This window comes from Fibrobacter sp. UWT3, from assembly GCF_900230125.1.
Classification (GTDB): domain Bacteria; phylum Fibrobacterota; class Fibrobacteria; order Fibrobacterales; family Fibrobacteraceae; genus Fibrobacter.
In genome coordinates this window covers 509,672-529,440 of record NZ_OCSS01000001.1, presented here as the reverse complement: position 1 = coordinate 529,440, position 19,769 = coordinate 509,672, and the positions used below count along the sequence as shown (strand labels likewise).

Below are 19,769 nucleotides of genomic sequence, written 5' to 3'. Positions count from 1 at the left end.
TTAAATCTTTACTCCAGTCCCTTCCCGTTGCAGTCCTTATACCAATCGCGGAAGGCTTCTTCCAGCGTGTAGCTGAGCGGGTAGTTTTCAGATAATTTTTTTCCGTTGATATTGGTGGAAACCATCAACTTTTTCACGCGGGCGGGGCAAATACCGAGGCCCAAGCCCCCAAAAATTCCGCATACGGTCGCGGCAGCCATCATGGGCTTACGCGGGATAAAGGGAATCCAGCGCCGCATTCCGGTCGCCTTGAGCATCGTCTTGCAAATCTGCTCAATAGTAAACGACGGATAGTAACAGCAGTTGTGCAACTGGATTCTGTCGGCCTGTTCGTTTTCGGCCATGGCAAGCATCACGCGAGCAAGGTCCTTCACATAGATACACGCCTTGATGGTGTCCTTGCGGCCGGCATAGGCAAACTTGTGGCTCTTAAGCCCCTTGTAAAGGCGGGTCATGTTGCCGTGCTCGCCGGTACCGAATACGATTCCCGGACGCACGATGGATAGCTTTCTATCGGCGCTTTCAGCAGCCCATTCACGGTGAATTTTCTCAGCAACCAACTTGGAAATGCCGTAAGGAGTGTTCGGGGTCGGGAGAGTGCCTTCGGACTTCAGGTCTTCGGCAGCACCATACGGAGCAATGCTGCTGGTAAAAACAATGTTGTTGATGCCGTGCTTGCGAGCAAAATCGCACACATTTTCTGCACCGCGGATGTTTGTCTCGAAGTATGCGTGATCAGGGTGGCCCGGCGTGCGGTGAATCGCCGCGAAATTGAAAATCAGGGTGTCCTTGCCAAATTCGCCATTCATTGAAATCGGCTGACGGACGTCGACCCTTTGTGAGAATTCCGCGCCATCAGCAAGTAAATCCGCAATATAGACCTTTGCGTCTGGATACTTTTCGCGGAGAAGGTTCGCAGTGTGCGTCCCGATAAAGCCGCATCCACCGAAAATAATGAACTGATTGAACTGCATATTACTCCATTAAAGCCCAGGTTATAAAGCCTTCCCCAGTCTACGGGGAACTGCGGGGTGCGGTCCGGCAAACAAAAAGTCACTAGTCAACGTCATCGCGAGGGTCTCGTCCGTTCAATGTGCGGCAATCCGTGATATCCGTTACCACAGATTGCGTAATTGCGTATAAATTTAGAAAATTACGGAATTGTTACAAGGGGGCATGCGGTATATGGCTGGGGAAAGCACAAAATTACATGCAAGGCGGCATAATTTCGGACTCCCGGCAGGGACTTGGGAAAATTTTCGGGAAAAAAAATAAAGAGCCTATTGACAACCGTAGAAAAGCGACACACGCCATTCAGCGGTAATTTCATCGCAAAAAAAACACATTTTGCGAGAAATTTTCTCATAAAATATTGCTTTTTAGGAAATTATTTGTTATTTTTTATATCGGAGAAACAAAATGCTACTGAATTTCACCGTTTCAAATTGGAAATCCTTCAAAGGCAGAACATCCTTGTCCATGATTGCGAGCAAGGAGAAACAGCACGCGAACCACATTCAGTATTTACCAGAATACAAGCTGAACGTGCTCCCCATCGCTGTTGTTTTTGGCGCTAACGCGGCAGGCAAGTCGAACCTGGTCAAGGCAATCGAGTTCGCGGTGGGGCAGATTACCTCTACCGATTTCGACCCCTACCACAAGGAAATGGTGGACACGTTTAGAATCGATCCGGATTATTCTTCCAAAAATAGCGAGTTCGAGTTCACTTTTACAATTGACGACCAGATGTACCACTACCGTTTCGCTCTCACCCACGAAGGCTATGTTGCCTGGGAGAAGCTGGAACGTGCACGCGGCAAACGCCTGAAAATCGTATTCGAACGCGACGAAAGCAACGCTTTCAATTTCGAATCTTCTATGCCCAAGGAGGCACGCAATGCAATCCAGGGCACGCTCAGGCAAAGGCTCGCATTGTCTTACATGCAGATTCAGGACGTTCCCGGCCTTGAAGAGCTGAAAAAAATTTATTTCTGGTTCCGTTTCAAGCTTGTCGTGCTTACGCCTGCCAGTCGTCTTATCCGCTTTACGGACAAGACCATGCCGACCGACAAACTCTCCATGGTCCTGCACAAGCTGGACACGAGTATCGAGAAAATCGACTTCAAGCCGTTCAACGACTATTCCAACTTCTTTGCGAAGGACTACATCGCCGAAATCGTAAGAATCCTCTCCTCGGGAACGATCAATGTCCTGGCGATGGGAAACAATGACGATTTTTATCGATTTGAATTCCTGAACGGCGAACTAAAGTGTTACAAGATGATTTCGTATCACCGCGGAACAAACGGAACCTTAGTCCCATTTGAAATTTCCGAAAATTCCGACGGCACACGTCGATGCCTGCACTTGTTCCCCGCCTTCAATGATCTCGTGTCAATCGGTTCGGACTGTTGCTATGTCATCGACGAACTGGACAGAAGCCTGCACACCAATCTTGTAAAACAGTTGCTAGCCTCTTTCCTTGAAACCAGGAACCAGGATACTCGTTCGCAGTTGGTGTTAACAAACCACGACATAGAGCAGATGGACCAAGACGTACTGCGCCGCGATGAAATCTGGATTGCCGAACGGAGCGCGGAATTTGGATCGACAGAACTGTCCTCTCTTGACGAATTCATTATAAAGGAAGCCAAGATTCGCAAGGACCGCAACTTGCCCAAACTGTACCTCGACGGTTGCCTTGGTGGCGTACCGAATATCGAGTCTTACGCAAACCTGTTTGATTACGCCAATGAGGAATCGGATGGGCAATGACGAGAAAAGATTCAATGAGCTGATCGCAGGATTACACCGCAAGAGCAACAGAAAGGCTCTTGCCGCACCTAAACCCATTCAGACGCAAAAGACCCCTTGTTCCTCGTGGGCCGATGTCAAGCAAGGCTTTCAGTTGAAGTCGGTCAAACCCTTTATTCCGGCAGAAAGTGTTCCCGCACCTATATTGCCTCAAAAGAGAGAGCCCGACCTAGTTTCCGCCGTGAAGGACCTTCTTGTGAGAAATCCGATCGTTGTCGGGCCAGACGGCGTAGCCGTTCATTTAGATGTTCCTGACCGAGACCCCGAAAAGCAAGAGCGCGAGCAAAACGAGCAAAGAACCTTGGAATTCCGAGCCAAGCATTTATGCGGTGGACATGAATACCATTTTGATACTCGGCGAGCACAATATGCAGGATGCATTGTAGAAACCTTAAAACACCCTGCAATTATCGCAGAAGGGAACGACAAGCACTTTTATCTACGCCGATATAAGGACAAGACATTGCATATAGTTATCGTTTCGATCCCAAAGACGAGCGAAGCCACCGTTGTCGGGGTGGCTTACGAAAAAAGCAGCGATCTGGTGACCCAGTACCCGAACATCCCCGCACGAACGGCCAGTCGATCCGGAGTTCGCAATGCAGAAAACGCCCAGGTGTTTTACAAGAACAGCAATCTTTGATATGCCAAACGCAACTTCGTACAAGGGGGCGGGCACAAAAAGATTCCAGTAAAAAAATTAGGAACCTATTGACAATCGCACAAAAATAGTATACATTTGTACAGAACTGATTTAAACGATGGCTTTTGAACGCATGTAAGCCATAAGGGGCAACCAATGAGCGACTTTTACGCCGAGACGCGTGCGATTGTGGAATCCAAGGCGAACACGCTGTCGAAATACACCTACGACACATACCTCTCCCACCTGCGCAAGCTGCAGATGTACAGGCCCACGGCGGAATGCCGCGACATCACCGAGGCGTTCGTCTTCGGCTACATCGACTTCATGCACGCGCGCAAGAACAGCGCCGGCTGCATCTACCGCTCGCTTTCCATACTCCGGATGTTCATCAGGGAACTGCTCCGCAGGCGCAAGATGCGCCGCGACCCCATGCGGGACTTTCCGCTCAAGAAGGTCCGCAACCGCCGCGAGTTCCTGGAAATAGACGAGCTCGAAAAGCTGTACTCCGGCTTCAGGGAACGCTCCGAGCAGCTCAATTTCTCCGAGCGCGAGGCGCTGCGGGCATTCCTCTTCTCGTGCTTCACGGGCCTGCGCTTCTCGGACCTCCGGGCGCTCACCCCGCACGACATCCACAACGGCAAGATACGCATCTTCACGCAGAAGACCGGCGCGCAGGTCTACATCCCGATTCCCGCCCAGGCGCTAGCCCTTCTCGAGGGCACGGGCGAGACGGCCCTGCACGTGGTGGACAACTCCACGTTCAACAAGAATCTCCGCGCCGCCGCCAAGAAGCTGGACTTCCACAGCCACCTGCACGCGCACATCGCACGCCACACCTTCGCCACCTCGTGCGTCTCGTTCGGGGTGCCCATCGAGGTGATATCTAAGGTGCTCGGCCACGCCAACATACAGACGACGCTCATTTACGCGAACTACTCCAACAAGGTCATCGACCGCGAAATGGAGAAGTTCAAGATAAACGTCCCGGCGGGGTGACGCGGCTTTGGGCAACAAAAATACATAACAAGTGGGCCAAGAAGAACGGTACATAGAAGGAAAACTCGACATAGAAGTCACCTAAGGCAACTTTCTTCATTCGCCCTGAAACAATAGTTCCAGGGCTTCTTTATTGGAAATTTTTTAAGGAACCTATTGACAGTCACGCAAAAATAGTGTACATTTGTGTATGCCGGAGCGATGGAGAATAAAATATGACACTGAATACTATCGAGAAGACAAGGGAAGCCATTCGTGCGCAAGATCGCTCGAAGAAGGCCGCAATCCTGCGTCTCCAAAAAGCCGGCATAATCACGAAGCAGTGCAAACTCGCACCCATTTACCGCACCCCAACGCCGGCTAAGTAAATATTGACCGGAGGGGCTTATGCAAGACGTATATTCAGAACGTCCCAATCTTTATATTGGGTTTCATGGGTGCGAGAAAAACGAGGGAATGCGGTTGCTTACGGAACCAAATTCACTATCGTCCAGCACCCGCAATCACGAGTGGCTCGGCCATGGCTTTTACGTATGGGAAAACAACATAGAGCGAGCGCTGGATTGGGCAAAAAATCACAGACCAAACCCATACAAGGAGCCGTTTGTTATCGGCGTGGTCTACACACTGGGAAACTGCATGGATCTGACAGACAAGCACTTCATCGACTTGCTGTCGGATGACTTTCCTCGTTTTGTCGAGGATTTGCAATGGATTGGAGAACCAATACCGCAAAATACGAATCCGGACGGTTCGCCAAACCCACGGGGATTGTTGCGCAAACTAGATTGTTCCCTTATTGAACATTTGCACGCAGCAAACGAGGCTTTTGATCCAGTTAACGAATATGATACCGTTCGCGGCGCCTTTTCTGAAGGCTCCCCCGCCTACCCTGGAACTCAGTTCGGAAAGAAGGACCATATCCAGGTCTGCATCCGGAACGAAAATTGCGTCAAAGGATTTTTCTTACCACGGAAATACAGGTCGTAATTTTCCACAAAAAAAACGTAAACAAAATTTTGGCTATCTTTTAATGTATGAACGAGCCTGTCTTACAAATTGCGCAAGGTCTTGCCATTCCGTTTTTAGGGACGGTCTTGGGGGCTGCATGCGTGTTCTTTATGCGCAAGCAGATGAGCCAAAATCTCAAGCGGGGTCTACTCTCGTTTGCGGCGGGAGTCATGGTGGCGGCCTCCGTCTGGAGCTTGCTTTTGCCCGCAATCAGCGCGAGCGAATTGATGGGCAAACTGGCATTCATCCCGGCGACGGTCGGATTCTGGGCGGGCATTCTGTTCCTGTACATTTTGGATAAAATAACGCCGCACTTGCATCTGGGTAGCGCCACGCCAGAAGGCCCCAAGGCAAAACTCAAGCGCACGACCATGCTCACGCTAGCAGTAACTTTGCACAACTTGCCCGAGGGCATGGCTGTCGGTATCGTTTTCGCAGGCTGGCTTTCGGGGAACGTGGCCATCACGCTTTCGGGTGCGTTTGCGCTTGCCATAGGCATCGCCATCCAGAATTTCCCTGAAGGGGCGGTGGTTTCGCTCCCGCTCCGTGCCGAAGGGGCTTCCCGCAAAAAAGCTTTTGCACTTGGCGCGCTTTCCGGAGCGGTAGAACCTGTAGGGGCCTTAATCACGCTGCTTGCGGCCGAAGCGCTTTCGCCGTTCATGCCCTACCTGCTCTCGCTTGCGGCGGGCGCCATGATTTATGTCGTAATCGAAGAAATGCTCCCCGAAGTCAGCGAAGGAGAGCATTTTGATGCCGGCACCATCCTTTTTGCCGTGGGCTTCACGCTCATGATGGTGCTCGACAGCGCGCTATAAAATTTTACTTAGAAAATCAGCAATCCGATGTGGTAGCCGATAAAGGCGAGCCCGAGCGAAAGTGCCAAGTAGTAGCCCATGATGGTGGCTAACCACTTGAACGAGCCCGCCTCGCGGTAGGTGGTGCCCATCGCCAGCACGCAGGGAACGTTGAACATCGATGCAAACAGGAACGCGAGCGCTTCGGGCTTGGTGATGGTACTTGCAAGCGCCTCGCCCAGGTTTTCGCTTGCCGCCACGCGGGTCACAAGAGAGAACGCCTCGCCAGTATGGTTGAAAAGCGTGCTCATGATGCCAAGCGAAGCTTCCTTGCTGAACATGCCGCCCAGATAAGAGACAAACAGTTCCCAGCGCATGCCAAAGAACATCGTCACCGGTTCAATCGCATTGCCAATCTTGTACAGGAGTGTATTTTCCACATTCCCGTCGCCTGCGTAAGAGAGCGCCCAGAAAAGGGCCGCCACCATCAGGATCATCTTCAAGGCCTTCTTGAAAATTCCCCAGGTGCTACGCCCGACCATCGCGGCAATCATCTTCCAATGCGGTTTATGATACGGCGGCAGTTCCATAATCATGCCCACACGTTCATTCTGCGGGACAAGTTTTTTGCCGAACAGGCGCGAAGACAGGTAGAAGCTTGCAAAAATCAGCGCCACGTAGCCGATACCGAACAGCGGTGCGGCCGACCCGAAGAATGTAGACGCCAGGAACAGCACCACAGCCACCTTGCTCCCGCACGGGATGGCCCACAATAGAACGAGCGCAAGCAGGCGTTGCCCGCGGGTATCGAGCACGCGCGTGCCGCAAACCGCACCCGCCGTGCATCCAATTCCGGAGAACAGCGGCATAATCGCCTTACCCTGCAGGCCCAGGCGCGAAAGCCAGTTGTCGAACGCATACGAGAAACGCGCCATGTAGCCGATTTCTTCGAGAATGCGGAATACGAAAATGATGGAGAAAATGAAACTTGTCATACAAATTGTAATACAAGTTCCACCGACAAGCACCAGGTTGATGAAAGAAATCACCACAGGCCAGACGCCAAGTGCGCCGCCAACACGTTCTACGAGCGACTGCAATACAGGCTGCATTCCAAAACCGATTCCCATGCCCGGGAAAGCGAGAATCATGCACGCAATCAGCGAGACGACCATGATGCCGAACGCAAAGAACTTGCCCTTGATATGGTGCGTCGCGATGCGGTCCCACTTGCTAAAGACTTTCTCAATGGACTTGGGCGTCGCCGATTCACGCACAATCTTTGAAACCCAGCGATACTTGGCTTCACCAGTAAGAATACCGCCGTCACGCCCTTCTTCGCTATCAAGGATTGCGTCAATCGCATTTTTGCGGGCGAACGGAAGCGATTCATTCACGATACCGCAAATGAGCTTGTCTTTTTCGAGAAGCTTTTCCGCAATCCAGATTCTTTCGCAAACGCCATATTCAAAATCACCGAGGGCAGCTTCGATGCGGCTAATGATATCATCCGTTTTTTCGCCAAGCTCTCCCCCGCTAACGAGTTCCTCGCGCAGGCTCCCGCTATCCAAGCAAACAGGCGTCTTGATAGCCGAAACCATCTTCTTGAAAAATTCAGGATAACGTTCCGTTTCGGCCGCACTGAAGCCAAGCACCGGAACGCCGAGGCGCTTTTCAATCGCAGCCACGTCAATCTTCTTGCCCGCCGCTTCGGCCACATCCATCATGTTGAGCACCAGCATCACGGGCATGCGAATGCCCACAAAATCAGCCAGCATGTAAAGGCTGCGTTCCAGCTGCGACGCATCCACCAGAATGCACACGAGGTCGGCCTTGCCGCTCTGAATGTAGTCGCGGGTAACGACTTCTTCTTCGGAGTTCGCCGAAAGCCCGTAACTGCCCGGAAGGTCGATTACTTTATATGTCGTACCATCAAAAACAAATTCACCTTCGGCCTGCTCCACCGTTTTGCCGGGCCAGTTGCCCACGCGCTGGTGAAGTCCCGTTAAGTTGTTAAAAAGCGTCGATTTACCGGAATTGGGTTGCCCGAGCAAAGCAATAGTCTTGATTTCGCTCATTTTTACGATTCTACCTTGACAAAAATCTGTGAACTTTCCTTGTGGTTGACAGCGATAACCGTATCGCGGCAAAAAACGAGCACCGGCGAGCGCCCGTCGTTCTTGAGGAGCGTAAAGGCGGAACCCGGTGTAAGCCCGATAGAAACAATTCTTGAAATAAAGCGGGAATCGCCCTCAATTTGGGCGACCGTCCCGCAACGATTCTCGCCCATTTCGGCGAGGCTCAAACGGTCGACAAATTCAGCGTTTTTCATGCGCCAAAAGTAGCCGAAACCCGTTCAAAAAACCGCTCCAAATAGGTTTTGAATGCTCCGAGGAGATTTGCAACCCATTCGGTTTTGAGCAAAACCATTTGGAGTAGAAATTTTAGACTCATCTCTCTACTTTTGCTCCGCAAAAAAAAGAGGATACAATGAGCCTTCCAAAGATTAACATTGAAAGAATCAACGAGCGGTTCGGCCGTTTTGGCGAATTCTTGCTCAATCACCGCGCTATTTTGCTGGTGGCGTTTGTCGTTTTGCTTGCGGTTTCGATCGTGGGCATGAAAAAAATTTACGTCGAGGCGTCTTGGGACAGCTACTTTATCGAGGGCGACCCGATGCTTGTCGAAACGGACAAGTTCAAGGAAACCTTCGGTAACGACTATTTCGTGGGCGTGCTGGTCGAAAGCGACCATTCCATCTTGACGCCGGACAACCTGAAGCTTTTGCGCGAGCTTTCGAACGAACTGCGCGATAGCCTCTCGTATTCCGACGGCAAGGCAACTTCGATTGTCGATTTGGAATACATGCTTGGCACCGAAGAGGGCATGGAAATCACGCAGATTGTGCCCGAAGAAATTCCGACGGACGAGGCGGGCCTCGCTGAAATCGAAAAGCGTCTGGCTGACAAGCCGGAACTGGCGAAGAAGTTGATTTCGAGCGATCGCAAGCAAGCCTTCATCAACATCAAGCTGCGCCCCTTCCCCGAAGATTCCGTGTGGAAGGCCGAAGGCGAAGCGAAGGGCGTGAAGGCAGAAGCGCCCGACATGCAGACGGGCCGTGAAACAACTGAAATCATCGCGAAGGAAAAATACGCACCGCTCAACCCGCGCGCTACGGGCATGCCTTACCTCAGCTTCGAAAAGATGAGCTACATCGGGCAAGAAATGGGCCGTATTTTCATCTTGACCGTCATCTGTGCCATCATCGTGATGTTCTTGGTGACGCGTTCGCTGCGCGGAATCGTATCGCCGCTGATTACGACTTTTGCGGGCGTCATCATGACATTCGGCGTGGTCGGCTATCTCGGGCTTTACATGGACGTGACCAACATCCTGGTACCCGTGATTCTGGCCTTCGCCGTATCGATTGCATACAATATTCACATCAATTCGTTCTTCCGCAAGAACATGATGCTTACGGGCAAGCGCAAGGAATCGGTGCTTTACGCCATGCGTGAAACGGGCTGGTCGGTGCTGTTCTCTGGCCTCACCACCATCGTGGCGTTGCTCTCGTTCCTGTCGGTGATGCTCAAGCCGATCCGTTCCGTGGGCATTCTCTCGTCAATTGCGATTGCGTTTATCCTTCTCGTGGCGCTGACGGTTTCGCCGATCCTCCTGAGCTTCGGTAAAGACAAGAAGCCGAACGCGAAGGTGCTTGAACGCGGCGACACGCGCATGGGAATCATTCTCGATTCTATCGGCAAATTCGTTCTCGGACACGGCAAGCCGATTGCGATTGTATTCGCCATAGTGACTGCAATTTCTGTTTTCGGACTCACCAAGATAGAACCCGCCTTTGACGTAGAACGCACCATGGGCCGCAAGGTCGAATACGTGAACAAGATGCTCTACGTGGCAGAATCCGAAATCGGAAGTTTCTACTCTTACGACTTGGTGATTGACTTTGGAGCAAATGACAAGGCCAAGGAAGTCGAAAACCTGAAAAAGCTCGATGAATTGCAGGAGTACGCTGGGAAGTATCCGCTCACCAAGCGTTCCACCTCGATTCTTGATATCGTCAAGGATTTGGACCGCACGCTAAACGAAAATCGTCAGGACAAATACGCCATTCCCGAAACGGAAGAAGAAGTCGCTCAGCTGCTTTTGCTCTACGAAAACGCGGGCGGCAGCGAAGCAAGCTACTGGATGGATTACGATTACAGGAAACTCCGCCTGATGATTGAAATTTCAAGTTACAACTCCAACGAACTCCAGAAGGAAATCGAGGACTTGCAGAATTTCGCACGCAAGCTTTACCCGGACGCAAAGGTGACTGCCGTAGGAAACTTGCCGCAGTTCACCGCCATGCAGCAGTACCTGGAAGTCGGCCAGATGACTTCGTTCCTGATTTCTGTAGTCATTGTGGCCGTCCTTTTGATGATTGTCTTCGGCAGCATTCGCACGGGCCTTATCGGCATGATTCCGAACATTGCGCCGGGTATTTTTGTGGGCGGCTACCTCGGACTCACGGACATTCCGCTTGACATGATGACGGCGACGCTCATCCCGATGATTATCGGCCTTTCCGTTGACGATACGATTCACTTTATCAACCACGGGCATGTGGAATTTGACCGCACCCGCGATTACCGCGAGTCCATTCTCAACGTATTCCGCACGGCGGGCCCGGCTCTCGTGATGACGACGATTATCATGGTGGCGACCTTTGCGGGCTTTACCACCTCGGCCGCAACGCAGATGTTCAACTTCGGTTTCGTGGTGTTCGTGGGTCTTGTCTCGGCACTGCTCGCCGACCTGTTCGTGACACCGCTTTTAATCAAGAAATTCAAGATTTTTGGAAAATAGGAGAAAAATATGAATATGAAATTCGCAAAAACAGCCGCGACAATTATTGTCGCCTTAAGCGCCGTGGTGAGCGCAGAAACATTGACCGGTCGCGACATTGTGCAAAAAGTGCATGACCGCCCCGATGGCGACACCCGCAGTTCCGAACTTTCGATGACGCTCGTGAACAAGAGCGGCAGCAAGCGCGAACGCAAGATTACCTCGTTCGCGATGGACGTGGGCAAGGACACCAAGCAGATTATGTTCTTCCGCTACCCCAACGACGTGAAGGGCACAGGATTCCTGACTGTCGATTATGACGACATCAACAAGGATGACGACAAGTGGCTCTACCTGCCTGCCATGAAAAAGACGCGCCGCATTAGCGGCAAGAGTTCCAAGACGGACTACTTCATGGGTTCCGACTTCACCTACGACGATGTGGGCCAGCGCAACATCGACGAAGACACGCATACATTCGTGCGCGAAGAAAAGGTCGATGGCGTGGACTGCTGGGTCGTAGAATCCGTCCCCAAGAAGAGCGACGAAATCTTCTCGAAGAAAATCATGTGGATCCGCAAGGACTGCCTGATTGCCGCCAAGGTGGAATACTACGACAAGCTCGGCAAACTGCACCGTTTGCTGAAGGTCGAAAACGTCGTTCAGGTTGACGGTTTCTGGGCCATCGGCAAGATGACCATGGAAAACGTGCAGGCCAACCACAAGACCATCCTCGAATTCGGCGAACTCAAGTTCAACATCCCGCTTGACGCGAAGACATTCACCGTCCCGCGCCTGGAAAGAGGACTCTAATCGCGTCATTGCGAGGAACAAAGTGACGAAGCAATCTCTAGCAGCATTGTTGTTGGCGGCGGCATCCGCCTTCGCCCAGGAATCCCCGTTCCAATTCAACGGGTTCGTGGACACGTATCACGCCATCCAGACGGAATGGCCGCACGACCTCACGACATCGCGGACGCGCCTCCGTGCCGAACTGCGCGTGGATTACGAAAACGCCTACCTGTTTGCAAGCTTAAACGGCATACACAATAGCATTCTCGACGACCGCACCGGTGTGCAACTGCAGGAAGCGTATTTCAACTACTCGAACAGCTTCCTCGAAATCCGCGCGGGTCGTCAGATCGTGGTATGGGGCGTTGCCGACGGACTTCGCGTTACCGACCTGATTTCGCCTGTAGATTACACCGAATTCATGTCGAGCGACTACGACGACATGCGCATGGCCGTTGACGGTATCCGCCTCAAGTACCCCGGCGAGCGCGTAAACGCCGAAGTCGTCTACGTGCCCGTGCCGCGGTACTTCCAGATGCCGATAGGCGAAGACAACCCATGGCGACCGGACTTACCCGAAAACGTCAGTTTCGACTTCCCGGAAGGACCCGAGGCGCGTTTCAAGAACGGAGACTTCGGAACTCGCGTCTCTTTCTTCCTCTCGAACCTGGATTTTTCCATTTCGGCGCTCCATACGCACAACCAGTCGCCCGTCACTGTCGCTGGCTACGATCCTGAAAAGGATTCCATCGTCATCCGCGGAATCCACGAGACCATGACCATGTTCGGCGGCGACCTCTCAATGCCTCTCGGAGAATTTGTGATTCGTGCCGAAATCGCAGAATACTTCGGTGAAGCGCTCGGTTACGCAAGCAACCTCGATTACGCCCGCAAGAACACGTTCAATGCGCTCGGAGGAATCGACTGGTACGCCGGCGACAACTGGACTTTCATGGTGCAGTATTTGCACAAGTATATCGCTGATTATTCGGACAAATTAGCCGTTGAAAAGAATTCCTCAGAAATGACTTTCCGCATTTCGAAGGAGCTCCTGAACAACACGCTCAAGCTTTCGCTCTACGGCATGTTCGATATAGACAACCTTGCCTATTACGCACGCGTTTCGGGCGATTACTCCGTCACCGACCAGGTAATGATTTCGCTTGGTTACGACCACTTTGGCGGCAAGCGCGGGCAACTCGCAGGCTACGACAAGAACCGCGAAATCTGGGCGAAAGCGAAGTATTACTTCTAATAAGATCTAATGAATTTTGAAATTGAACCGACATCGCGCACGCGCAATCCCTATTCTGCATTCACGATGCGGCGCGTGTTTTGCATCGGCATTGTTGTTGCCGTCTTGCTGCATGCGGGCTTTTACGCCTGGGGATTCCTGAAGCGGACGCAGGTGGTTACCACCCGCGAAGATGCCGAGGTGATTCATGTGGAGCGCTTGCTCTTGCAGCCACCTCCGCCCCCGCCTGAAGTCAAGAAAATCGTGAAGAAGGTGGTTCGCGCAAAAATTATCCCGAACATCGTGCAAGATACGGTGCCGGAACCTGAACCGGAGCCAGAGCCGGAACCGATTGTGGTTACAGACGCGGAACCCGTTGTCGAAGCGCCTCCCGAGCCCGTGGCACCGCCTCCTCCGCCTCCGCCGCCACCTCCACCACCGAAGCCCTCGAAGGATTCGCTGATGAAAGTGACTCGCGCTTATCTGATGGGGCTGAGCAAGGCTTTCGAAAAACAGAAGGACTACCCGGCAACAGCCCGCCGCCTAAAGCAAGAAGGCACCGTGCGCGTGCAGTTTACGGTTGCAAAAGACGGAAGCATCAGCGGAGCAGTTGTGGCAAAGCCCTGTCCGTATTCTTCACTGAACGAAAGCGCGCTTGCCGCCGTACAAGCCGTGCCAAAGTTCGACCCGATTCCAGCTGTACTTGGCAAGGACACCTGGAAAATGGAGATTCCAATCAAGTATAACCTTCATTAAACAGGAACACAATGAACTACATCTTAGACTTTATCCAACAGGGCGGCGTTATCGCCTACGTACTCGTGGCGATGAATTTCATCGGCTATTCCATCATCGTATGGAAAATCATTTCGCTGATTCTCTTCAACAGGAGCATCCGCAAGCGCCTCCCCTCTAAAATTCTGCACCGCGTGGTGAGCCACAATACCGACCACCACATCATCATGGAAAGCATCCGCACCGAAATCGCGCTCGCTTTCTCGCCGTTACAAAAGGGCATGACCACGATTGAAAACATCGCGAGCATTTCTCCGTTGCTCGGCCTTTTGGGCACCGTGTTCGGCATATTCAACGCCTTCAGCGTCATCGCCGTTTCGGGCCTTTCTGACGCAGGTGCATTCGCTACAGGCATCAAGCTCGCCCTCATTACGACGGTGATTGGCCTCGTGGTCGCCATTCCGCACGTTATCGCGTTCAACTACTTGAATGCCAGCATGGAATCGGAACAGGATAACGTGGAAAACGATGTGCTTTTGCAGCTGGGCCGCATTCTCAAGGAGAAAGACCACATCCGTTCTCAGAGCGCCGATTCCGCAAACGAGGATGCATAAATGGCCAAGCGCACCCGCCGAATCCGCCCCGACATGACGCCGCTCATCGACTGCGTCTTCTTGCTGCTAGTGTTTTTCCTAGTGACATCGGTGTTCAAACAAGACGAATCGGTACTCAAGCTGATTTTGCCGGAAACACAGACCGAAACCAAGCGCGACACGCCCGAAGGCTTGTACATAGAACTCTCAGAAACGGAACTCGCATTTAACGGCCAGCGCGGCACTCCCGACGAACTCCGCGAAAAGGCCGCAACAGTGCAGAACAAGAAATCCCCTGTCGCCATCAAGATCGACAAGGGAACCACTTACGAACGCATCGCCGTCATCCTCGATATTTTACAGGTGCAAAAACTGTACAATATCCAGCTGATTAACGAGATGGAAAGCGCGGAATAAACTTTTCATACCTTATTTTCTATCTTTATCTCGCTATGCCCTATTTCGACTACACGGCAAACACCCCGGCATGCTTGCAAGTAACAGCAAAAAAAGGTAATGGAAATGGCACGAGAACTTTCATTTGTCCAAAGCGTAGAACGGAGCATTTCGAAGACATACCGTGAAAGGCTCTGGACTCCGTTCATTACTGCCATCAAGAACTACAAGCTCATCGAAGAAGGCGACAAAATTGCCGTCTGCATTTCCGGCGGCAAGGATTCCATGCTTATGGCGAAGCTCATCCAGATGCTCCACCGCCACAGCGACGTAAAATTCGACGTAGAATACCTTGTGATGGACCCCGGCTACAACGAAATCAACCGACAGAAAATCGAAAGCAACGCAAAACTCCTGGAAATCCCCATCACTGTTTTCGAGACGAACATTTTCGACGTAGCGAACAACACAGAACGTTCCCCCTGCTACGTTTGCGCCAAGATGCGTCGCGGCCACCTCTACCACAAGGCAAAGGACCTGGGCTGCAACAAGATTGCGCTGGGCCACCACCTCTCCGATGTCATCGAGACCACCGTCATGGCGATGTTCTACGGTTCGCAACTGCAAGGCATGATGCCCAAACTCCACAGCCTGAATTTCGGCGGTATGGAGCTCATCCGCCCCATGTATTGCATCAACGAACAGGACATCATCAACTGGGTAAAATACAACGGGCTACAGTTTATCCAGTGCGCCTGCCGCTTTACCGAAAAGTGCGCCGAAAACGAAGACGAACACATAAGCAAGCGCCAAGAAATCAAGACGCTTATCAAGCGTCTCAAGCGCGAAAACCCGAACATCGAAAAGAGCATTTTCAACAGCCTGCACTCCGTTTGCATCGAAACATTTCCCGGCTACAAGGCCGGCGGCGAACTGCATTCGTTCCTGGAAGACTACGAAAATCGCGAACCGCAGAAAGGGTAATTTTTAACGGTTGTAGATGTTACCTACACTCTTCCCGCGAACTGGTTCGTAAACAGCAACAGTCCCGAAATAAAGATAATGATACCGCCAGCGAGAGTCGCGACGGTGTATATTTTTGTAGCGATACGCGTGTGGGCACTCCCCTTGTCGATTCCCTTGCGGAAAGCGACTGCGGCTATACCGAAGGCCACATTCGTAATCGTCATGCCGATGCAAATGACAAGCGCTCCCAATAGCGACAACGCTACCATAGAATTCAGCAGGCAGAAAAGCACAATCAGCGCCACGGCCGGGCAAGGCACAATTCCCGTAATCGCAGCGACACCGATGATTTCACGCCAGCGGGCAATCGGCGGGAGCATCACGTTTTGCGCGGTTCCCGTCACACAGGCAGACCCTGCAGCAGCACCTTCCGCGGTTTCAATCCGAGCGGCACATTCACAGCCCCTGCGCGACTTAATCACATCGCGAATTCCAAGCACCACCAGCAATACACCCGTGAGCATAATCAGCGCGTAACTCGCCCGTTCAATTCCGATGCGACCAGTCTCAAACGCATTAAACACGGTCGCCTTGAAAATTGCATACAAAACAAGCAACAGCAGAACAGCACTCATCGTATGCGTTACGGTAATGCCTGCGCCAAGCGCAACACCCTGCCGCCAGCGACCCCGACGCGCAATAAAGTAACCCACAACAATCGACTTGCCATGTCCGGGGCCAAGCGCGTGCAGCATGCCGTACACAAGGCAGATGAAAAGGAACTTCCAGATGGCATCCCACTCGCCGCTTTTCATGGCCGAAATTGCCGCCGTCAACTTTTCGCGAAGGACCTTTTGTTCCTCCGCAATTACCATATAGAGAGACCGCGTTTTTTTCGCTGGTTTTTCAGGCCCCGCCGCAGGCACAACAGCCGCATTTTTTTCAACAGCAGGTTCCGCGGCAGTCTCCGGCACAGCAGAAGCAGAATCTTCAGCAGGCGTCACCACTTCCGTCGCGGCAGGCGCATCGCCCCCGCCCACATCAAAACGTTTCTTCTTGACAGCCGCCGGGGCAGCCACCGCAAGCAAAAGGACAAGCAAAAATACAATAGACTTTTTCATTCCAAAAAGTCAATATAACTAATAATATCCATCCACCACGGCACCGTAGTCCGAAATTCGCTTCTGCATCCACATTTCCAAATCTTGGGCCGCAGCAGCAGAATTTTTCCCCGTATCGTTCTTGCTTTCGGGCCAGGGCCAGCGGGCGGCATCATTCGCCATCGCCACCGCATTTTCTGTAAGATACACGTTCAGGCGCTCCGAAACAAGCGCAGAAAGTTTCGGTGCAAGTTCCGCCCAGCGCGCCTTGTAATCTGTAAGGAATTGCGCATTAGAGAAAAGGTTCGTGAAAAATCCAGATGCTCCCGAACCGTCCCAGGCATTAGCACCAAAGCCGCCAAACCCGCCTCGGCCTCCGGATGTTCCCGCAGTGCACATTCCCCAGTCATTCTTCTTGTCGGCCGTGCAGTTGAACGGGCTTCCGCTCGGGTTCGTACTCCCGAGAATCCACGATTGACTGCCAAAGTATTCCTTCGTCTCTTCGTTCCAGCTGTAACCAAAACCGCCATCAAAATCCCACACGGGCCCAAATACGTACTTGCCTTCCGCAGATGCCTTGTGCAGGTACATGCTACGCGGGGCCTCGAGTTCCACGTTGCGCGTGATTTCTTGCAGAATCAAGAAATCCATAAACGTGTGCACGTCAAGTAACGCCTGCACCGCATCGTAATCGGCAGTAGCAATCGCATCTTCCAATCGTTTGAAATCCGTCCGGATTCGTTCCAAATCACCTTCTGCAAGCGTCTTCGGGTATTTTACGGCAACAGGCAATTTGTATGTAGCGCTCCAGAAGTTGTCCGCCGCATCGGGGGAAAGTTCCGGACCGTCATCCTGGTCCAAACTCAGGAGGACCCCGTCTGCGGCAACATTCACGCGGTTTTCCGCCTGTTCAATCTGTTCCGTCAGCTGGTACAACCCCTTGTAATCGCCGTTGATTTCCACTTCCACAAATCGGTTTGCATTCACAAAATTGAAATTCCCCATCTCCCGCGCGATATCGAAAGCAAGCGCATTCATCAAGTTCGTCGGGTCGCGGAAATTTGCAAGCAGAACCCAGTCCTTGTTCGCGGCAAGTCCGAACATTTCCGTCTTTTCCAGGAACTTGATGCGGTAAGGCTTCTTGTCATACCAGAGTCGCGTAGAATTCCCGCGTTGCTTTATTTTCGCGGCGCGTAGTGGAATATCGGTATACTTTCCGTTCCCCGCGACCTCAATGGTGCACCCGATGTACTCGGGTTTTTCCAGGCTGTCCGTCCGCGTAAGTACTGTCGCATCTTCCGCGACAATGCGAATATAAGGCACGCCGTTATTTGGCATGGGATCCGCAGAATAACTGCTACTCGAAACGAGCATCTCGGGCACGTCTGCAATTGAAGAAGCGCCTCCTTCAGGCGGTTCCGCAAAAGAATACTTCGACATTCCCGCAGGCACTTCTCCCGCGCTTGAAGACGAAGCGAAATAAACAGGTTCAAAAACCATCGCGTCACTCGATCCGGCACTTTCGACGCCAACGCCAGCATCAACGCTGACGGAACTCTCACCGCATGCAACAAGCACGCTCGCAAAAACAACCGGAGCAAGCCTCCGTGCCAAACAATCCATACACAAACCTCTTGGAGCACCAACCCCGTACCCACATAATTAGATAAAAACGTCAAAAAAAGCACCTTTTTGCGGGTGCTTGCTTAAAATATCCGTTTAGGAAGTGTGTAAAAACAACCGTATTATTCCAGGTAAACGACTTCGCCCATTTGCGGCATAAGCACGGGCTTGCCCGATTCCTGGGCGGCGCGTTTCGCGTTTTCTAGCGGTTCCGTGTACGAATGCTTGCTTAGGCAGAACTTGGAATGGTGAACCGTCATGTAGCGGTTTGCATCCAGTTCCACCATTTCCTTGCCCAGGTATTCCGGCATGGTGTGGATGAGCGACCAGTCCTTATTGTACTGCCCGTTTTCTAGAATCGCCAAATCGATGTCGGTAAATTTCTTTCCGATTTTTTCGAAGTGCGGGCCATAACCCGTATCGCCGCCAATCCAAATTGTGCGCTTAGGAGACTTGAAGGCGAATGATGCCCACAGGGTCTTGTTCTGGTGCAAATCACGACCCGAAAAATGCCTTGCCGGAGTCGCCGTCACATTAAAGCCTTCGCCCAGGTCGGTAGATTCCCACCAGTCGAGTTCAACAAGCTTTTCTACAGGGTAACCCCAGTATTCAAAATGCTCGCCCACGCCGAGGCCAGTCACCACGCGCTTTACGCGAGGTTCCAGTTCCGTAACCACCTGGTAATCCAAGTGGTCCCAATGGTCATGCGTAATTACCAGGTAGTCAATATCCGGCATGTCGGCGGGCTTGTAGACGTCCGTTCCCTTGAACATCTTGTTCACGAAACTCACCGGCGAGCCCTGATAGAAAACCGGATCCACCAGCACCTTCTTTCCGGATAAATTAAGCAGGTACGAGGAATGCCCGAACCACACAATCCAATCGCGGTCCAGCGGCAGCGACTTCAGGTCCGTCTTGATGACGTTCATCGCGGTATCGGGAACAGTCTGACTCTTGTCACCGAACAGGAAATCCTTCCACACGGCAAACACGCTCCTGTCTCCCGTCATGGTGACGGTCTCGACCTCGTTCACGAACTGCTTGCCGTCGTAATTCGGCGACTGCTTGATGCGCTCAAGGCGCTTGCCTTGTGGAATATGGCCGAAGCTCGCCTGCGATAAGAACAACACGCCCACGTCTCCCAAAATAAAAAGTACAGATAAGATAATCGCCGTAATCATAAGCTTCTTGTTCTTCGCAAAACGCAAGCGCATCGTTCTCATT

Annotated in this window: 19 protein-coding genes; 13 read left to right on the top strand and 6 right to left on the bottom strand. The window is 52.1% G+C overall.

Annotated features, from left to right (window positions below):
• Positions 1 to 8: 8 nt before the first annotated feature.
• Positions 9 to 974 carry an NAD(P)-dependent oxidoreductase gene (locus CRO08_RS02185; protein ID WP_097034867.1) on the bottom strand — a complete coding sequence of 322 codons (966 nt, stop codon included), beginning with the start codon at positions 972 to 974 and terminating at the stop codon, positions 9 to 11.
• A gap of 505 nt (positions 975 to 1,479) precedes the next feature.
• Between CRO08_RS02185 and CRO08_RS02180 the strand changes: the two genes are divergently transcribed.
• The 6 genes from CRO08_RS02180 (at position 1,480) to CRO08_RS02160 (ending at position 6,282) form a co-directional block, all read left to right on the top strand.
• Positions 1,480 to 2,775 carry an ATP/GTP-binding protein gene (locus CRO08_RS02180; RefSeq protein ID WP_176495032.1) on the top strand — a complete coding sequence of 432 codons (1,296 nt, stop codon included), beginning with the start codon at positions 1,480 to 1,482 and terminating at the stop codon, positions 2,773 to 2,775.
• Entirely contained in the window at positions 2,765 to 3,457 is a 693-nt protein-coding gene (locus CRO08_RS02175; RefSeq protein ID WP_097034865.1) for a hypothetical protein, read from the top strand. The genes CRO08_RS02180 and CRO08_RS02175 overlap by 11 nt, the downstream gene beginning before the upstream one ends.
• 156 nt (positions 3,458 to 3,613) lie before the next feature.
• Positions 3,614 to 4,456, top strand: coding sequence for a site-specific integrase (locus CRO08_RS02170; RefSeq protein ID WP_097034864.1), 843 nt, complete (start codon positions 3,614 to 3,616; stop codon positions 4,454 to 4,456).
• Positions 4,457 to 4,671: 215 nt separating this feature from the next.
• Positions 4,672 to 4,824: a hypothetical protein gene (locus tag CRO08_RS16885; protein WP_176495031.1), complete on the top strand. Its 153-nt coding sequence runs from the start codon at positions 4,672 to 4,674 to the stop codon at positions 4,822 to 4,824.
• 19 nt (positions 4,825 to 4,843) lie between these two features.
• Entirely contained in the window at positions 4,844 to 5,446 is a 603-nt protein-coding gene (locus CRO08_RS02165; protein ID WP_097034863.1) for a hypothetical protein, read from the top strand.
• Between the two features lie 47 nt (positions 5,447 to 5,493).
• Positions 5,494 to 6,282, top strand: coding sequence for a ZIP family metal transporter (locus tag CRO08_RS02160; RefSeq protein ID WP_097034862.1), 789 nt, complete (start codon positions 5,494 to 5,496; stop codon positions 6,280 to 6,282).
• Positions 6,283 to 6,290: 8 nt separating this feature from the next.
• On the opposite strand, the gene feoB is transcribed toward CRO08_RS02160, so the two are convergent.
• Together feoB and CRO08_RS02150 are read right to left on the bottom strand one after the other, a co-directional pair.
• Positions 6,291 to 8,339, bottom strand: a complete 2,049-nt coding sequence (gene feoB / locus CRO08_RS02155; RefSeq protein WP_255252215.1) for a ferrous iron transport protein B — start codon at positions 8,337 to 8,339, stop codon at positions 6,291 to 6,293.
• 2 nt (positions 8,340 to 8,341) lie between these two features.
• Positions 8,342 to 8,593 (bottom strand): FeoA family protein, encoded by a 252-nt coding sequence (locus CRO08_RS02150; protein WP_254794573.1) that lies wholly within the window; start codon positions 8,591 to 8,593, stop codon positions 8,342 to 8,344.
• A 158-nt stretch (positions 8,594 to 8,751) separates the two neighbouring features.
• Here CRO08_RS02150 and CRO08_RS02145 point away from each other — a divergent pair, with 158 nt between their 5' ends.
• From CRO08_RS02145 to CRO08_RS02115, 7 genes are all read left to right on the top strand, one after another.
• The gene (locus CRO08_RS02145) at positions 8,752 to 11,127 is read left to right on the top strand and encodes an RND family transporter (protein ID WP_097034861.1); all 2,376 of its coding nucleotides are present in this window, start codon (positions 8,752 to 8,754) and stop codon (positions 11,125 to 11,127) included.
• Between the two features lie 15 nt (positions 11,128 to 11,142).
• Positions 11,143 to 11,919 (top strand): outer membrane lipoprotein-sorting protein, encoded by a 777-nt coding sequence (locus CRO08_RS02140; RefSeq protein WP_097035698.1) that lies wholly within the window; start codon positions 11,143 to 11,145, stop codon positions 11,917 to 11,919.
• 22 nt (positions 11,920 to 11,941) lie between these two features.
• Positions 11,942 to 13,153: a DUF1302 family protein gene (locus CRO08_RS02135; protein WP_097034860.1), complete on the top strand. Its 1,212-nt coding sequence runs from the start codon at positions 11,942 to 11,944 to the stop codon at positions 13,151 to 13,153.
• A 9-nt stretch (positions 13,154 to 13,162) separates the two neighbouring features.
• Positions 13,163 to 13,888, top strand: coding sequence for an energy transducer TonB (locus CRO08_RS02130; RefSeq protein WP_097034859.1), 726 nt, complete (start codon positions 13,163 to 13,165; stop codon positions 13,886 to 13,888).
• An 11-nt stretch (positions 13,889 to 13,899) separates the two neighbouring features.
• A complete protein-coding gene (locus CRO08_RS02125; protein WP_073053817.1) occupies positions 13,900 to 14,481 on the top strand; it encodes a MotA/TolQ/ExbB proton channel family protein in 582 nt (193 codons plus the stop codon).
• The gene (locus CRO08_RS02120) at positions 14,482 to 14,877 is read left to right on the top strand and encodes a biopolymer transporter ExbD (protein WP_072809024.1); all 396 of its coding nucleotides are present in this window, start codon (positions 14,482 to 14,484) and stop codon (positions 14,875 to 14,877) included.
• Positions 14,878 to 14,982: 105 nt separating this feature from the next.
• On the top strand, positions 14,983 to 15,840 hold the full coding sequence (locus CRO08_RS02115) for an ATP-binding protein (RefSeq protein WP_072813202.1): 858 nt from the start codon (positions 14,983 to 14,985) through the stop codon (positions 15,838 to 15,840).
• A 23-nt stretch (positions 15,841 to 15,863) separates the two neighbouring features.
• On the opposite strand, the gene CRO08_RS02110 is transcribed toward CRO08_RS02115, so the two are convergent.
• The 3 genes from CRO08_RS02110 to CRO08_RS02100 form a co-directional block, all read right to left on the bottom strand.
• Positions 15,864 to 16,943 (bottom strand): nickel/cobalt transporter, encoded by a 1,080-nt coding sequence (locus CRO08_RS02110; RefSeq protein WP_097034858.1) that lies wholly within the window; start codon positions 16,941 to 16,943, stop codon positions 15,864 to 15,866.
• A gap of 18 nt (positions 16,944 to 16,961) precedes the next feature.
• On the bottom strand, positions 16,962 to 18,545 hold the full coding sequence (locus tag CRO08_RS02105; protein ID WP_097034857.1) for a CotH kinase family protein: 1,584 nt from the start codon (positions 18,543 to 18,545) through the stop codon (positions 16,962 to 16,964).
• Between the two features lie 122 nt (positions 18,546 to 18,667).
• Positions 18,668 to 19,768, bottom strand: coding sequence for an MBL fold metallo-hydrolase (locus CRO08_RS02100; protein ID WP_176495030.1), 1,101 nt, complete (start codon positions 19,766 to 19,768; stop codon positions 18,668 to 18,670).
• Position 19,769 lies beyond the last annotated feature (1 nt).

Bases quoted from the DNA above. Each gene is read 5' to 3' on its own strand.
- CRO08_RS02185 (WP_097034867.1), bottom strand. From the start codon at position 974: ATGCAGTTCAATCAGTTCATTATTTTCGGTGGATGCGGCTTTATCGGG.
- CRO08_RS02180 (WP_176495032.1), top strand. From the start codon at position 1,480: ATGATTGCGAGCAAGGAGAAACAGCACGCGAACCACATTCAGTATTTA.
- CRO08_RS02175 (WP_097034865.1), top strand. From the start codon at position 2,765: ATGGGCAATGACGAGAAAAGATTCAATGAGCTGATCGCAGGATTACAC.
- CRO08_RS02170 (WP_097034864.1), top strand. From the start codon at position 3,614: ATGAGCGACTTTTACGCCGAGACGCGTGCGATTGTGGAATCCAAGGCG.
- CRO08_RS16885 (WP_176495031.1), top strand. From the start codon at position 4,672: ATGACACTGAATACTATCGAGAAGACAAGGGAAGCCATTCGTGCGCAA.
- CRO08_RS02165 (WP_097034863.1), top strand. From the start codon at position 4,844: ATGCAAGACGTATATTCAGAACGTCCCAATCTTTATATTGGGTTTCAT.
- CRO08_RS02160 (WP_097034862.1), top strand. From the start codon at position 5,494: ATGAACGAGCCTGTCTTACAAATTGCGCAAGGTCTTGCCATTCCGTTT.
- feoB (WP_255252215.1), bottom strand. From the start codon at position 8,339: ATGAGCGAAATCAAGACTATTGCTTTGCTCGGGCAACCCAATTCCGGT.
- CRO08_RS02150 (WP_254794573.1), bottom strand. From the start codon at position 8,593: ATGAAAAACGCTGAATTTGTCGACCGTTTGAGCCTCGCCGAAATGGGC.
- CRO08_RS02145 (WP_097034861.1), top strand. From the start codon at position 8,752: ATGAGCCTTCCAAAGATTAACATTGAAAGAATCAACGAGCGGTTCGGC.
- CRO08_RS02140 (WP_097035698.1), top strand. From the start codon at position 11,143: ATGAAATTCGCAAAAACAGCCGCGACAATTATTGTCGCCTTAAGCGCC.
- CRO08_RS02130 (WP_097034859.1), top strand. From the start codon at position 13,163: ATGAATTTTGAAATTGAACCGACATCGCGCACGCGCAATCCCTATTCT.
- CRO08_RS02125 (WP_073053817.1), top strand. From the start codon at position 13,900: ATGAACTACATCTTAGACTTTATCCAACAGGGCGGCGTTATCGCCTAC.
- CRO08_RS02120 (WP_072809024.1), top strand. From the start codon at position 14,482: ATGGCCAAGCGCACCCGCCGAATCCGCCCCGACATGACGCCGCTCATC.
- CRO08_RS02115 (WP_072813202.1), top strand. From the start codon at position 14,983: ATGGCACGAGAACTTTCATTTGTCCAAAGCGTAGAACGGAGCATTTCG.
- CRO08_RS02110 (WP_097034858.1), bottom strand. From the start codon at position 16,943: ATGAAAAAGTCTATTGTATTTTTGCTTGTCCTTTTGCTTGCGGTGGCT.
- CRO08_RS02105 (WP_097034857.1), bottom strand. From the start codon at position 18,545: ATGGATTGTTTGGCACGGAGGCTTGCTCCGGTTGTTTTTGCGAGCGTG.
- CRO08_RS02100 (WP_176495030.1), bottom strand. From the start codon at position 19,768: ATGAGAACGATGCGCTTGCGTTTTGCGAAGAACAAGAAGCTTATGATT.